The organism is Devosia neptuniae, from assembly GCF_025452235.1.
Taxonomy (GTDB): Bacteria; Pseudomonadota; Alphaproteobacteria; order Rhizobiales; family Devosiaceae; genus Devosia.
The window spans coordinates 1,793,412-1,807,647 of record NZ_CP104965.1; the positions used below are offsets into that span (position 1 = coordinate 1,793,412).

Sequence of the window (14,236 nt, forward strand, 5' to 3'; positions counted from 1 at the left end):
GCTCACCATGAGGTCTACTGAGGGATTGGGGGCGTTGATAGCATGGTGGGGGTGAGGTGGGAATTGCGCCGTGCGGGACGGAAGAAAACGGAGGTTTCCGCTTTCGCGGGAATGACATTGTGGGAGGAATAGGAGTTTGCGGAGCGGGTGGGAATAGGGGGCGGAAACTATTCTGCGGCGGTTTTTTCCGGGAGGGGTGGGGTGCCGACCAGAGCGGGGAGGTCGAGGCCGATCAGGGCGAAGATCAGGCGTTCGAGCAGGGCTCTGGTGGCATCGAAATCTTCGTTTTTGGCCAGAGTCACCTCGTTCATATAGAGGTGGCGGCTGATTTCGATTTGCAGGGCATGCACGCCATGCTGGGGGCGGCCGTAGGAGCGAGTGGCAAAGCCTCCAGCATAGGGGCGGTTGCGGGCGACCTTGAGGCCGGCGCCGGCAAAGATGGTTTCGACCAGATCGACCAGTCCCGGCGCGCAGGTGGTGCCATAGCGATCGCCCAGCACGATATCGGGCGCGGCGCGCTCGGCGGTGCGGGTGATGCGGGGCATGGAATGGCAATCGATCAGCACGGCCACGCCAAAGGCTGATATGGCCTCGCTGAGCAGCTTTTGCAGGGCGGCGTGATAGGGGTGGTAAATCCCCTCGATGCGCATGCGCGCATCATCCAGCGTCAGGCGCTCGCGATAAATGGGTTTGTTCTCAGCGACCACGCGGGCCAGCGTGCCCAGGCCCGCCGCAACGCGGGGCGAAGTGGTGTTGAACCGGTCCGACAGGGGCTCGACGAACATGGTGGGATCGAGCTCCCAGGGTTCGCGATTGACATCGAGATAGGCACGCGGGAAATGGGCGCGCAGCATGGGAGCGCCCAAATGGGGGGCGCGGCCGAACAATTCATCGACCCAGGCATCCTCCGACTGGCGGATGGAGAGGTGATCGAGCCGGGTCATGGCGAGGAAGCGGTCGGGATAGACGCGGCCAGAATGGGCAGAATTGAACACGAGTGGCGCAACCAACCGCCTCGGACGGATGGTTTCGAACGCCGGCTGATCCCAATAGTCGGACCGCACTATGCCTCCCCCAATTGTCTGCCCCCGCAAAAGTTACGGGGCGCAGCAATGATTTGCGGCCAGTTTGGCGCTTTGTCGGGGAATTGTCCAGATTGTCGCAAAATTGCGAGCTGAAATCGTGCTGTGGTTGTCAAAGCGCAAAACTCGCTTAAACATCGTGGCATATTTTATGGGGCAGCGCGGATTCGTCCGAAAGGTGATATCACCTTGAGCCAGTTGCCCAGAAATGCCACCCAAGCCGGACTGCCGGAGAGATTTGATGAAGCGAATCCTGCTCGCCGAAGATGACAATGACATGCGCCAGTTCCTGACGCGCGCGCTCAAGAACGCGGGCTATGACGTGGTGAGCTTCGATAATGGGCTATCGGCCTATGAACGCCTGCGCGAAGAGCCATTTGCCCTGCTGCTCAGCGATATCGTGATGCCGGAAATGGACGGAATCGAACTGGCCCGCCGGGCGACGGAACTGGACCCCGATCTGAAGGTGATGTTCATCACCGGGTTTGCTGCGGTGGCGCTGAACCCTGATAGCGACGCGCCCAAGGATGCCTCGGTATTGAGCAAGCCGTTTCATTTGAAGGATCTGGTCAATGAGGTTGAGCGGCTGTTGGCCGCTTGAAACCAAGCACTGTTGATTTGAGTAATCCCCGCGAAAGCGGGGATTTTGTTTTTGGGCTTAGACTGGTATTTGCGGGGAGATCGCACCCCTCACCCTGACCTTCCGCTGAACGCGTCAGGTCGGTCCCTCTCCCACAAGGGGCGAGGGTTGGCTGCGCGTTTAACCCAACCACGGGGCCTTCCTTCTCCCCTTGTGGGAGAAGGTGCCCGAAGGGCGGATGAGGGGGCGTGCGCCAGCAATGCGAGGGATGGCTGCAAAAATCAAAAGAAGGGAAATGGTGGGAGTAACAAGGATTGAACTTGTGACCCTTCGCGTGTGAAGCGAATGCTCTCCCGCTGAGCTATACTCCCATCGCCATCAGGCGAAAGTCTTTAGAGAGATGGTGGGCGTAACAAGGATCGAACTTGTGACCCCCTCGATGTCAACGAGGTGCTCTCCCGCTGAGCTATACGCCCATCTCTCCGGGAAGGAAAAGCCGTAAAGCCTGTCCAGTGGCGCGGATAGACCATAAAACCCCGACAGGGGTCAAGAGGCTAGTTTGGGCTTTGTGGAAAGAGGGTGAGGCGGGGATGGTTTTGCATCGTCGATTGACGTGTGGCGGTCGCCCGTATCCCTCAGCATGGACCCCGGCCTGCGCCGGGATGACATGTGGTTGGGAGGGATACGGACGAAAATAATCACTCGCGAACCGTATCGATGATTGCATTGCCGTTGATGAAATCGTCGAACAGCACGGTGGTGCGGTCTGGTGTGCCGACGACGACGGCCATCTGGCCGGGGCCTTCGAGGCGGTGGAGCGGGGCCTCGGGACGGTCGACGTCGAAGCTGACCGAATAATGTCCGCCGGCCAGGGTGGTGAAGGGCAGGCCGTGCCAGATGGCGGTCGAGGTCAGATGCACATGGCCGGCAATGACCTGGCGGATATCGGGATGGGTCTTGAGGGCGGCGATGAAGGCATCGGGCTCGAGAATGCGGATCGTATCGGCGTGGATATGCAGGGCATTGGCATTGTGATGCAGAATCACGATGATCGGGCGGTCCTGCGCCTCGGCGAGGCGGGCGGTGAGCCAGTCGATCTGGGCGGCTTCGAGCACGCCATCGACCCGGCCGGGTTCGGACGAATCAAGCAGGATGATGCGGTAGCCCTTGATGTCGATGATCTTGTCGACCTTGCCGGTTTCGGCGGCGAAATGGGCGCCGAAACTGTCGAGGAAGGTGGGGCGGTCGTCGTGATTGCCCAAGGTGATATGCACCGGGATGGGCAGGCGCGCGATAATGGTTTTGAGGCGCTGATAGGCGGCCGGATTGCCGGTATCGGCGAGATCGCCGGCCAGTACGCAGAAATCGGCGTCGCCATAGCGGGCGATCACTTCATCGACCGCGCGTTCGAGGCGCGCGGAGGTGTCGAGCGTCAGAGATAGTTCGCCCTCGGGCAGCAGATGCAGGTCACTCATCACCACGAATTTCAGGGTCATTCTTTTTGCCTTTTGGTCGGTTTGGCGACCTCGTAGCTGGAGAGGATGACTGGGGCGTGACAGTTGGCTTCTGCCGCTGCGGCGGCGGGTCGGATCAGGCGACGCCGCGCTCGGCGGCATAGCGGGCGCGGGACGCCGCGATGGCGTCGCCGTTGCGCTCGGTCCATTCGGCGATCGCTGCAAGGGGCCCGCGCAATTCCATGCCGATTACGGTCAATTCGTAATCGACACGTGGCGGAATGATCGGGGTGACCTTGCGGGTTACCAGGCCGTCTTCCTCCAGGTCGCGCAGCGTTTGCGTCAGCATCTTCTGGGAAATGCCGTCAACCTGCCGCCTGAGGTCGGAAAAGCGCATGGGGCCACGGGTCAGCGCCATGATGACATAGATCATCCACTTGCCGCCGATCCGGCTGAGTACGTCAGCAACGGGCACCGCGGCCTGGTTGCATTCGGCAAAGCTATGCGGTTCCCCGCGGGTGACCAGACTAACCATTGCGTGCCTCGGGTGAAGAAATAGTGCCGTCTTGTGCGGGTATTGGACAAGCACGATTATAGGGTCGGTTACCCTTTGTGACCAGCTTCCCATTCGTACCTTCACTGAAAAATAGAGACATTTCATGACCCAGCCCAAGATCGGCATCATCATTTCCACGACCCGCAAGGGGCGCCTGGGCGAGCGCATCGCGCGCTGGGTGCATGAGCTGGCCCAGGGCCGCACCGACCTGTCGTTCGAAGTCATCGACCTGCGCGACTATCCGCTGGGATTCTACGAGGTGGAGGTATCGCCCCGCTTTGCTCCACTCGACGGCGCTGTCGAACAGGCCTGGGCCGGCAAGATGGCGAGCCTTGATGGCTATATTTTCGTAACGGCCGAATATAACCGGTCCATCACCGGCGTGCTCAAGAACGCACTCGACCATCTCTATTACGAGCCGGGTCGCAAGCCGGCAGCCTTTGTAGGCTATGGCGCGGCGGGCGGCGTGCGGGCGGTGGAACAATTGCGGCTGATGGCGGTGGAACTCAGCATGGTGGTGACCAAGAACGGCGTCCACATCGGCATGGAGCCGATGCTGGGGCTGATGCGCGAAGGCAAGGAACTCGCCGATTTCCCCTATCTGAGCCCCACCGTGGTGACCATGCTGGACGAACTGGCCTGGTATGCCAAAACCCTCAAGACCGGACGTGACGAAGAGGCGCAGAAGACTGCGGCCTGACGGACCTTGTCCTCACCACATGGTCTGTTTGGCCCGCTCCGGCCAGGCCTGGTCATAGGTCTGGCCACCCACCTGATTGTCGGTCATGGCAGCGAGGATGTCGCCGGGCGTCGGGAGGGCCTTGGGATCGATGTGGCGGGCCGGGTTCCACAATTCGGAGCGGATGATGGCGCGGGCGCATTGGAAATAGAGCTCGTCGATGGCCATGACGATGACCGAGCGGGGCGGTTTGCCATCCACCGCAAAGCTCTCGAGCAGATCAGGATCGGTGCTGAGATGGGCACGGCCATTGGCGCGGAACGTGGTGCCCGAGCCGGGGAGCAGGAAGAGGAAGGCGACGCGCGGATCGCGCACGATATTGCGCAACGAATCGATGCGATTATTGCCGCGCCGATCGGGCATCATCAGCGTGGTGTCGTCATGAATGCGCACGAAGCCGGGATGGTCGCCGCGCGGGGAGCAATCAATGCCCTCGGGGCCGATGGTGGCCAGAGCGGCAAAGGGGCTGGCCTCGATCAGTCGGCGATAATGCGGCGTCATCCTATGCGCCACTTTGACGGTGGAGGCGGCAACGGGAGCAGGGGTATAGAGCGCTTCGAGCTCTTCGATCGTGCGAATCGTGGTCATGATTGTCTCGAAAGGTCACGCCGCCGTGATGGGGCGGATGGGTGTCGGCGCGGGCAAGAAGATACTATATCTGTGCCCAGTGACAGACAGACAAAAGGGGAATGCCATGGACACCCACGCCTTCAAGGTGACCCGTACCGATGCGGAATGGCGCGCCAAGCTGACGCCCGAGCAATATCAGGTGATGCGCAATCACGGCACCGAACGGCCGGGCAGCTGCGCGCTGCTCTATGAAAAGCGGGCAGGGGTGTTTTCCTGCGCCGGCTGCGACACGCCGCTGTTCGAATCGACGCTGAAATTTGAGAGCGGCACGGGCTGGCCCAGCTTTAACGATCCGCTGCCGGGGTCGGTGGAGACCACGACGGACCGCTCTCATGGCATGGTGCGGACGGAATGCCATTGCGCGGTGTGTGGCAGCCATCTGGGGCACGTGTTCCCCGATGGTCCGCCGCCGACGGGATTGCGCTATTGCATCAATGGGGTGGCACTGGAGTTTAGGCCCAAGGCGTGAGCCATTGTTATTTGAGTGAGATTGGGAACCCCCGGGGCGTTAGCCCTGGGGGTTTTTATTTATCTGGGTGTGGGTGCTTTCTTCCTTCTCCCCTTGAGGGAGAAGGTGCCCGAAGGGCGGATGAGGGGTTGTTGCTGTAAGCACCCAAGCATGGGCGGGCGCAGAACCCCTCACCCTGGCATTTCTGCTGAACGCAGAAATGCCGTCCCTCTCCCTCAAGGGGCGAGGGGAAGAGGGGCTCTCGGCCTCGTGCGCCCCGCGTCCTTACTATGTGCCTCGTGGCTTTGCCCTCGCAGTTGCTGCTGCGTTGATTGGGTCTTCGGGCCAGAAATGTCTTGGGTATCTCCCCTTTAAATCCTTGGCGACGTCTTTCCAGGAACCGCGCCAGAAGCCGGGGAGGTCTCTTGTGGTCTGGATGGGGCGGTGGGCGGGGGAGAGGAGGATGAGGAGGAGGGGGATTTTGCCGTTGGCGATCGAGGGGTGGCGGTCGAGTCCGAAGAGTTCCTGCACGCGGACTTCCAGCGCCGGGCCGTTTTCGGCGGCGTAGTCGATGGGGAGGTGGCTGCCGGAGGGGGCGGCGAAATGGCTGGGGAGGAGCGTATCGATCTGCTGGCGTTCGGACCAGGGCAGGAGACTGTCGAGGGCGGCGCCGAGGTGTTCGGCAGTGATGGCGGCGAGGCGGGTTTCGCCCAAGAGATGGGGGGCGAGCCAATCGGTGCTGGTGGCGAGGGCGTCGGCGGAGAGGTCGGGCCAAGGGGCGCCGATGGAGTGGTGCAGGAAGCTGGCGCGGGCGCGCAGGGCGCGTTGATCCTTGGACCAGGGGAGAGCGTCGGGGCCGCGCCTGATAGCGGCTTCTGCGAGGAGTCGCGCGGCGGCCTCCAGGTCTTCGACCGGGGCGGGGTCGTCGGCGAGGCGTAGGGCGTCGAGGTGTTTGATGCGGCGGGCGCGGACGGCGGAGGAGGCTTCGTCGAAGGCGAGGGTGGTCTCGGTCGTGATGTGTTGGGCAAAGAGGGTTTCGAGATCGTCACGGGAGAGCGGCGCGGCGGCGCGGATGCGGGAATTGGCGGCGGCGCCGGTCAGGTCGGTGACGACGAGGAAGGGGGCGCTGGCGAGGGCATCGGTTTGCTCGAGGCTGGCCTGGCGACCATTGGCGAGGCGGAATTTTCCGCGGGGGCCGGCCGCCTGGGCGATGCGGTCGGGGAAGGCGCGGGCCAGGTGGTGGCCGGCGGGGAGATTGCCGCCAGACTTGCCGCCGGCGAGCTTGGCCCAGCGCTGGGCCATGGCGCGGGCATCACTGGCGCGTTTGGAGCGGTCAGTACGGAAGCGGTCGAGGCGGTGGCTGAGATCGGTGCTGTCCCCGCCCAGGCCCCGTTCGCCGATGAGCACGGCGAGTTCGGCGGCGGTTTGGGCATCGTCTTCGAGGGCGGCGGCGACCACCATATGGGCCAGACGTGGATGGAGCGGCAGGCGGGCGAGGGCTTTGCCATCGGCGGTTAGGTGGCCGGTGGAGTCGATGGCGTCGAGGCGTTGCAGCAGCGCGGTGGCTTCGGCCCAGGCGGGGGCGGGTGGGGCGTCGAGGAAGCGCAGGGCGCTCGGTGTCGTGATGCCCCAGGCGGCGAGATCGAGGGCGAAACCGGCAAGGTCCGCAGCGAGAATTTCGGGGGTGTCGAAGGGTTCGAGCGCGGCGGTCTGGCCCTCGTTCCACAGGCGGATGGCGACGCCCGGACTGGTGCGGCCGGCGCGGCCGCGGCGTTGGTCGGCGCCGGCGCGGGAGACGCGGCGGGTTTGCAGAGTGCTCAACCCAGTCGCCGGTTCATATGCAGAGACGCGGCGGAAGCCGCTGTCGATGACGATGCGGACGCCATCGATGGTCAGGGAGGTTTCGGCAATGGAGGTGGCGAGGACCACCTTGCGGCGGCCGGGTTCGGCGGGGCGGATGGCGCGATCCTGCTCGGCTGGGGTGAGCTGGCCGTACAGGGGGGCGATATCAATATTGGCGGGAACGCGGGGGGCGAGGCGTTCGGCGACGCGGGTGATTTCGCCCTGGCCGGGCAGGAAGACGAGGGCGGAACCATCGTGCCCGCGCAGGGCGGCGAGAATGGCCGCGCTGACTTGGTCTTCGAGGCGCTGGAGCGGGTCGGGCTCGGCGTAGTGCGTTTCTACCGGGAAGGCGCGGCCCAGACTTTCGATGATGGGGGCATTGTCGAGCAGGGTGGCGACCTTTCCGCCTTCGATGGTGGCGGACATGACGAGGACGCGCAGATCGGGGCGGAGGGCTGCGGCGTCCAGCGTGAGGGCAAGGCCCAGATCGCCATCGAGGCTGCGTTCGTGGAACTCGTCGAACAGCACGGCGGCAATGCCGGTCAATTCGGGATCGTCGAGCAGCATGCGGGTGAAGACGCCTTCGGTGACGATTTCCACGCGAGTTTTGGCGGTGATGCGGGTGTCCATGCGGACGCGGTAGCCCACGGTTTCTCCGACTTCCTCGCCGAGGAGGCGGGCCATCTGGCCGGCGGCGGCGCGGGCGGCCAGGCGCCGGGGTTCGAGGACGATAATGCGATTGTCCTGGCGCCAGGGGGCAGAAAGGAGGGCGAGGGGGACACGGGTGGTTTTGCCGGCGCCGGGTGGGGCGACGAGGACGGCATAGGGGCTCTGCGCCAGGGCCGTCAGGAGGGCGGGGAGGGCGTCGTCGATGGGCAGGGGCGGCAGGGACAAGCGGAGCTCCGGGTTGGCGGAGGCTTACCCCCAACGTTACCCGCCCCACAAGTGGGAGGGGCGGACTGACGGATTGCGGGCGAGTGGGGGTGCGGGTAGCGTGCGTGGGTATTCAGGAGTGCGGCATGAGCAATATCAGGATCGGCAATGAGCATTTGAGCGTCGAGGTTTCCGCGCTTGGGGCCGAGATGCAGTCGCTGACGACGCGGGATGGGCGGGATTGGTTGTGGAATGGCGATGCCGCGTTCTGGACCGGGCGGTCGCCGATCCTGTTTCCCATTGTGGGAAAGGCGCCGGAGGATCATGTCAGTATCGGGGGCGTGCGCTATCCGATGGGGCAGCATGGTTTTGCGCGGCGGAGTGAATTTGCGCTGACCGAGAGCGGCAGTGATTTTTGCCGGTTCGAGCTGACGGCGAGCCAGGCCACCCGGTCGATCTATCCGTTCGACTTTGTGCTCAGCCTGGAGCACCGGGTTGTGGGATCAGCGATAGCGGTGACGGCGGAGGTAACCAACAGGGACACTCGGCCGATGCCGTTTGGCATCGGGTTTCATCCGGCCTTTCTGTGGCCGCTACCGGGCTGCGAAGGGCAGGATCACACGATCCGGCTCGATAGCGGCGGGTCGCCGGCTTTGGCGCGGCTCGAAGGTGGGCTGGTCGATCCGCAGCCGCGACCCTCGCCATTTGTGGATGGCGTGCTGGCGCTGGACCGGAGCCGGTTTACCGGCGACACGATGATCTTTTTAGAAGGGGCGGGGAGTGGGCTGCGCTATGGCGCCGAGGGCGCGCAAGTGCACCTGACCTGGGAGAATTTGCCGAACCTGGCGTTCTGGAGCAAACAGGCGGATGCGCCGTTTTTGTGTCTTGAGCCGTGGCATGGCACGGCGGCGGCTGTTGGACGCGGGGACGGGATCGAGGCGCGGCCGTCGACGGTGGTGTTGGGGGCCGGGGAGACGGGGCGGTATCGGTTTGTGGCGGAGGTGGGGTAGGTTTTTGCTTCAGCATTGAAGCATGGGCTAGCTCCCAACCCCTCACCCTGTAATTTCTTCTGGACGAAGAAATTACTGTCCCTCTCCCTCAAGGGGCGAGGGGAGAAAGAGGCGCCTACTCGGCTGCGCCGCGTTCGTCCACCATGGTGTCGGGGCCGTTGGGGTCGCCGGCAGCGGTTTCGGCGTTGAGGTCGGGGAAGGCGACGACGCGGTTGTTGCGGAAGTCGAGGCGCACGACAAGGAGGCCCCGTTCTTCGAACCAGGTGAGGAGGCGCCTGGCGCGGCTGGCCGAATGGGTGCCGTAAAGGCGCGCCAGGGTTGCGTCGGAGGGGCAGGGGGCATTGGTGAGGGCGGCTTGGGCCAGCACGAGGAAGACGCCCTGCACGTCATCGGAGAGGGTTTCGGATAGCGATAGCGCGGTCTGCCAGCCATCGGATTGGGCGGTTTCGGTGTCGGGGGCGACGCGGGCGACGGCGAGCTTGCGCTTGAAAGCCGGCAGAGCCGGTGGCTCGCCGGGGACGCGGCGGATGCGGCAGCGGACAAGAAAATCCTGATAGAGCACGGCGACGGTGCGGAAGCTGGCGTCGGGATCGCCGAGCAACTCGACCATGATGGCGTCGATCTGGCTTTCGCGTTCGGCCTCGTCGATCTCGGGGAACAGGCTTTGCGGCGCAGCTTCCACTTCGGGGCGGGCGCGGGCGACCTGGGCCAGCAGCTCATTGGTCGAGGGCGGCGGTGGTGGGGCCGGGCGGCGCACCACGGGCCGGACGATCTCTTCGGGGCTGGCGGTGAAGATCAGGTCGGCAGCGTCAACTGGCGCTTCGAAGGGGGTCAGCTTGGGGCTGGTGGAGCGGGCCGAGGTTTCGACCGCGCCGATGGTGACCGGCATGGGGCGGCGGGAAATGGCGGGGCCGAGGGCGACGAAATGGCCGCGAGCCAGATCGCGGAACTGCTCGGCCTGGCGCTTTTCCATACCCAGGAGATCGGCGGCGCGGGCCATGTCGATATCGAGGAAGGTGCGGCCCATGAGGAAGTTACTGGCCTCGGCGGCGACGTTTTTGGCCAGCTTGGCGAGGCGCTGGGTGGCGATGACACCGGCCAGACCCCGCTTGCGGCCGCGGCACATGAGATTGGTCATGGCGCCGAGCGAGAGTTTGCGGGCTTCGTCACTGACTTCGCCGGCCACGGAGGGGGCAAAGAGTTGGGCTTCGTCGACGACGACGAGGACGGGATACCAGAAATCGCGATCGGCATCGAACATGCCGCCGAGGAAGGCGGCGGCGGCGCGCATTTGCTGCTCGACGTCGAGGCCTTCAAGATTGAGCACGACGGAGACGCGGTGCTGGCGGATGCGGCCGGCAATGCGGGTGAGTTCGGCTTCGGTGCGGGTGGCATCGACCACGACATGGCCGAATTTATCGGCCAGGGTGACGAAATCGCCCTCGGGATCGACAATGCATTGCTGCACCCAGGGAGCGGATTGCTCGAGCAGACGGCGCAGCAAATGGGATTTGCCGGAGCCGGAATTGCCCTGCACCAAAAGGCGCGTGGCCAGCAATTCCTCGAGATCGAGCGTGGCGGGCGCAGACCCCGTCGTCGCGCCCATGTCGATTGCTACCTTCATCAAATCTCCAGGCCGGCCAGTCACGTCTCGGTCGGAGACTCAGGCAGATGGTTGACCTAGCGTTAGCATGATTTTGGGCGCGCGGGGGTAGGGCTGGCCGGGAATTTCACAGGGCGATGCGCTCTGGCTCGCGTGGAATGCATAAGGGCCCGGCACAAAAGCGTGCCGGGCCCTCGTGGTTCAGAAGCGAACCAGTTTGCGCACGTCCACCGGCAGGCCGGTGGCGAAGGACTGGTTGGCGGCGATGCCGGTCAGGATCGATAGCGCGCCGTCGCGATGGTTGGCGCCATAGCCGGGCCTGGGCGTGGCGTCGCCGAAGATTTCGTTGAGCATGATATTGTCGCCGCCGCCATGCCCGCCTTCAGCATGCTTGATCGGGATGACGCGGGCTTCGCCGTGCAGGGGGAAGTGATAGAGATCGATACCCTTGGCGGCGCCTTCGGCGGTCGAGGTGGAGCCGGCATTGATGTAGGAGGTTTCGCGCACCATCAGCTCGAGGCGCCCGCCGGTGCCGTTGATGGCGACGTTGAAGCCTTCCCAGGGGGCATAGGCATAGAGCGAATAGGTCATCACCGCCTTGTTGCGGTAGCGGACCATGACATTCATCGTATCCTCGATGGAGATGCCGTCGCCAAACACGTTCTGGTCGCGCTGGTAGCCGTCTTCCTTTTCGCCGTCCCAATAAAGGCCCTTCTGGACCGGGTTGGCGGTGAGGTCGATGGCGAAGGGATCATCCTTGGCCGCTTCGACGCCGGTGGTGCGGGTATAGGGGGTGAATACCCCGCGCTCCTCGGCATTGGCGCGGCCGTAGAATTTGAGATCGCCCATGGCAAAGACCGTGTCGGGCTGGCTGCCGAGCCAGAAATTCACGAGGTCGAAATGGTGGGTCGATTTGTGGACCATCAGGCCGCCACTATTGCGCTTATCGCGGTGCCAGCGGCGGAAATAGTCGGCGCCGTGGCGGGTGTCGAGCAGCCATTCGAAATGCACCGAAGTCGGGGTGCCGATGGCGCCTTCGGCGATCAGTTCGCGCAGGGCAGAATTATGCGGGGCGTAACGGTAATTGAAGGTCACCCGCACCGAACGGCCGGTCCGCTCGACCGCGTCCAGGATGGCCTGGCACTTTTCGGGATCGGTGGTCATCGGCTTTTCGGTGATGACGTCACAGCCGGCTTCGAGCGCCGCAATGATATATTGGTGGTGGGTGCGATCGATTGAGGTGACGATGACGGTATCGGGCTTGGCCTCGGCGATCATCGTGGCAAAGTCGGCGGCCTTGTAGGTGGGGACGGCCTTGCCGGACAGCTCTTTTTCGATCGCGCGATTGGTGTAATCCATGCGGACCTGGTTGGTGTCGCAGAGCGCGACGAGCCGGGAATGTTCGCGATGAGGACCCAGGATGGCTTCATAAAACATCCGCGCCCGACCCCCGGTTCCCACCAGTGCATAGGTCTTGGCCATTCGATTTTCTCCAGTCTCGATGCGATTATTGCGCCCATGGACAGGCAACGACGAAGCATCTACCATACAAGATTGCGAGGGGCACTAGTTCTTTTGATTATTTTGAGAGTGGGAAGCTCCGTCCTCCATTGAGGGGCCGGTAGACGGGCCGGGCAGGCAAAAGACCAAAAACCTGTGGATCGCGGCCGATTGGGGGAATTGGGCGCGATCAAAGCAGGCATGGTTGGGGAGAAACAACGAGACGATGGCCCAGGTGCTGGAAACGAACGAGGAAACCATTGCGCTGCGCGTGGTGCGCGCATTGCGCGACGAGATTGTCACCATGGCCCTGCGGCCGGGCGATGTGATTTCCGAAAGCGATATTGCGGGGCGCTATGGGGTGTCGCGCCAGCCGGTGCGCGAGGCCTTTATCCGCCTGGCGCAGCAGGGATTGCTGCTGATCCGGCCCAAGCGGGCCACCGTGGTCAAGAAAATCTCGCCCGACGGGGTGCGGCAATCGCGGTTCATCCGCGAATCCATCGAGGTCGAGATCATTCGGCGGGTGGCGGCCAAGCCGGGCAAGGATGCCCTGGCCGTGCTCAACGGGTTGATCGCCGATCAGGAAAAGGCCTCGGCGGCCAATGACCGGGCGGCGTTTCATACGCTGGATGAATTGTTTCATCGTACGCTCGCCCGGCTGGCGGGTGTGGAATATGCGTGGCAGTTGATCGACGATCACAAGATCCAGCTCGATCGGGTGCGCTATCTGACGCTGGGCGTCTCCTCGAGCCAGCGCGCCATTGCCGAGCACAAGGAAATTGCCGCTGCGGTGGGCAAGGCCGATGTGGCGGCGGCCGAGCAGGCTATGCGCGAACATCTGGAACGCGCCGAAGTGCTGCTGACCCAGACGATCGAGGATTTCCCGGATTATTTCGAATAGGCCTCGGGGCCAGCCACGCTGAACCATGTCGGGGGTCTGTCGTTGAGACAGGCAAGGAGAACCGACATGAGCGAGAGCTGGCAGGCCGAGCGGCGTAATCTTGACCGGTTGACCAAGCATCGGCGCATGGACGTCGATGGGGTCGATGTTTTTTATCGCGAGGCGGGGCCGGCCGATGGCCCGGTCCTGCTCTTGCCGCATGGCTATCCCGGCTCGTCGATGGAGTTTCGCGGGCTGATGCCGGCGCTGGCCGACCGCTACCGGCTGCTGGCGCCGGATTTTCCCGGGCAGGGATTGAGCGCCACCCCGGAAGGGTTCGATTATAGCTTTGACGGCTATGCGCGGTTTCTGGAGCGCTTTGCCGAGAGGCTGGGCGTGCAGCGGCTGGTGCTTTACCTGCACGATTTCGGATCGCAGATCGGGCTGCGCCTGGCCATCTTGCGGCCCGAATGGATTGCCGGGCTGATCATTCAGAACGGGGACATCTACGAGGACGTGCTGGGCCCCAAATATGGGGGGCTCAAGGCCTATTTCGCCGACAAGAGTCCCGAGCACGGCAAGGCCATCGAAGATGCGGTGAGCCAGGAGGGGTTCAGGGAAGAATATCTCAATGCGCTGCGGCCCGAACTGGCCGAAACCCTGCCGCCCGAACTCTGGCTCTATCACTGGTCGCTGATGACGCCGCGGCGCAAGGCCATCATGGTGGATATCATCAAGGGGCTGGAGCAGAACCTGGACTGGTTCGGGCGTTACCAGTCCTATCTGCGCCAGCACCAGCCGCCGGCGCTGATCCTGTGGGGGCCGCAGGACGGCTATATGCCCGAGGAATCCGCACGCGCCTATCAGCGCGACCTGCCGCGGAGCGAGCTGCATCTGCTCGATGCCGGCCATTGGGCGCTGGAGACCAGCCTTGACGACATGGTGCCGCTGATCCGGGACTTTCTCGGACGGGTCTGGGCGGACCGCGTTACAAATGCGTAATGGAGTGGCAGCGGGGGCTGGCGGATCGGGGTAGGGG

Annotated in this window: 13 protein-coding genes and 2 tRNA genes; 6 read left to right on the forward strand and 9 right to left on the reverse strand. The window is 63.8% G+C overall.

Features of this window, described 5'->3' with window-relative positions; translation table 11 throughout:
- Positions 1-167: 167 nt before the first annotated feature.
- On the reverse strand, positions 168-1,064 hold the full coding sequence (locus N8A98_RS11635; protein ID WP_262171496.1) for an N-formylglutamate amidohydrolase: 897 nt from the start codon (positions 1,062-1,064) through the stop codon (positions 168-170).
- A gap of 259 nt (positions 1,065-1,323) precedes the next feature.
- On the opposite strand from N8A98_RS11635, the gene cpdR reads away from it, so the two are divergent.
- Complete coding sequence (gene cpdR, locus N8A98_RS11640; RefSeq protein WP_035103227.1) at positions 1,324-1,683, forward strand: cell cycle two-component system response regulator CpdR; 360 nt, start codon at positions 1,324-1,326, stop codon at positions 1,681-1,683.
- A 275-nt stretch (positions 1,684-1,958) separates the two neighbouring features.
- On the opposite strand, the gene N8A98_RS11645 is transcribed toward cpdR, so the two are convergent.
- The 4 genes from N8A98_RS11645 to N8A98_RS11660 form a co-directional block, all read right to left on the reverse strand.
- A tRNA-Val gene (locus N8A98_RS11645) sits at positions 1,959-2,033 on the reverse strand.
- Positions 2,034-2,063: 30 nt separating this feature from the next.
- A tRNA-Val gene (locus N8A98_RS11650) sits at positions 2,064-2,138 on the reverse strand.
- Between the two features lie 222 nt (positions 2,139-2,360).
- The gene (locus tag N8A98_RS11655; protein WP_262171500.1) at positions 2,361-3,158 is read right to left on the reverse strand and encodes a phosphodiesterase; all 798 of its coding nucleotides are present in this window, start codon (positions 3,156-3,158) and stop codon (positions 2,361-2,363) included.
- A gap of 94 nt (positions 3,159-3,252) precedes the next feature.
- Positions 3,253-3,651 carry a winged helix-turn-helix transcriptional regulator gene (locus N8A98_RS11660; RefSeq protein WP_262171501.1) on the reverse strand — a complete coding sequence of 133 codons (399 nt, stop codon included), beginning with the start codon at positions 3,649-3,651 and terminating at the stop codon, positions 3,253-3,255.
- A gap of 124 nt (positions 3,652-3,775) precedes the next feature.
- Between N8A98_RS11660 and N8A98_RS11665 the strand changes: the two genes are divergently transcribed.
- A complete protein-coding gene (locus tag N8A98_RS11665; RefSeq protein ID WP_262171503.1) occupies positions 3,776-4,372 on the forward strand; it encodes an NADPH-dependent FMN reductase in 597 nt (198 codons plus the stop codon).
- Between the two features lie 12 nt (positions 4,373-4,384).
- On the opposite strand, the gene N8A98_RS11670 is transcribed toward N8A98_RS11665, so the two are convergent.
- The gene (locus tag N8A98_RS11670; protein WP_262171505.1) at positions 4,385-4,999 is read right to left on the reverse strand and encodes a pyridoxamine 5'-phosphate oxidase family protein; all 615 of its coding nucleotides are present in this window, start codon (positions 4,997-4,999) and stop codon (positions 4,385-4,387) included.
- Positions 5,000-5,105: 106 nt separating this feature from the next.
- Here N8A98_RS11670 and msrB point away from each other — a divergent pair, with 106 nt between their 5' ends.
- Positions 5,106-5,510, forward strand: coding sequence for a peptide-methionine (R)-S-oxide reductase MsrB (gene msrB / locus N8A98_RS11675; protein WP_262171506.1), 405 nt, complete (start codon positions 5,106-5,108; stop codon positions 5,508-5,510).
- Positions 5,511-5,777: 267 nt separating this feature from the next.
- On the opposite strand, the gene hrpB is transcribed toward msrB, so the two are convergent.
- Positions 5,778-8,225 (reverse strand): ATP-dependent helicase HrpB, encoded by a 2,448-nt coding sequence (gene hrpB, locus N8A98_RS11680; RefSeq protein ID WP_262171507.1) that lies wholly within the window; start codon positions 8,223-8,225, stop codon positions 5,778-5,780.
- 125 nt (positions 8,226-8,350) lie between these two features.
- On the opposite strand from hrpB, the gene N8A98_RS11685 reads away from it, so the two are divergent.
- Positions 8,351-9,214, forward strand: coding sequence for an aldose 1-epimerase family protein (locus tag N8A98_RS11685; protein WP_262171508.1), 864 nt, complete (start codon positions 8,351-8,353; stop codon positions 9,212-9,214).
- Between the two features lie 115 nt (positions 9,215-9,329).
- Here N8A98_RS11685 and N8A98_RS11690 read toward each other — a convergent pair whose 3' ends face one another.
- Together N8A98_RS11690 and N8A98_RS11695 are read right to left on the reverse strand one after the other, a co-directional pair.
- Positions 9,330-10,838: a helicase HerA domain-containing protein gene (locus tag N8A98_RS11690; RefSeq protein WP_262171509.1), complete on the reverse strand. Its 1,509-nt coding sequence runs from the start codon at positions 10,836-10,838 to the stop codon at positions 9,330-9,332.
- A gap of 180 nt (positions 10,839-11,018) precedes the next feature.
- Positions 11,019-12,299, reverse strand: coding sequence for a Gfo/Idh/MocA family oxidoreductase (locus N8A98_RS11695; protein ID WP_262171510.1), 1,281 nt, complete (start codon positions 12,297-12,299; stop codon positions 11,019-11,021).
- A 244-nt stretch (positions 12,300-12,543) separates the two neighbouring features.
- On the opposite strand from N8A98_RS11695, the gene N8A98_RS11700 reads away from it, so the two are divergent.
- On the forward strand, positions 12,544-13,218 hold the full coding sequence (locus N8A98_RS11700) for a GntR family transcriptional regulator (RefSeq protein WP_262171512.1): 675 nt from the start codon (positions 12,544-12,546) through the stop codon (positions 13,216-13,218).
- 66 nt (positions 13,219-13,284) lie between these two features.
- Positions 13,285-14,199, forward strand: coding sequence for an alpha/beta fold hydrolase (locus N8A98_RS11705; protein WP_262171513.1), 915 nt, complete (start codon positions 13,285-13,287; stop codon positions 14,197-14,199).
- Positions 14,200-14,236 lie beyond the last annotated feature (37 nt).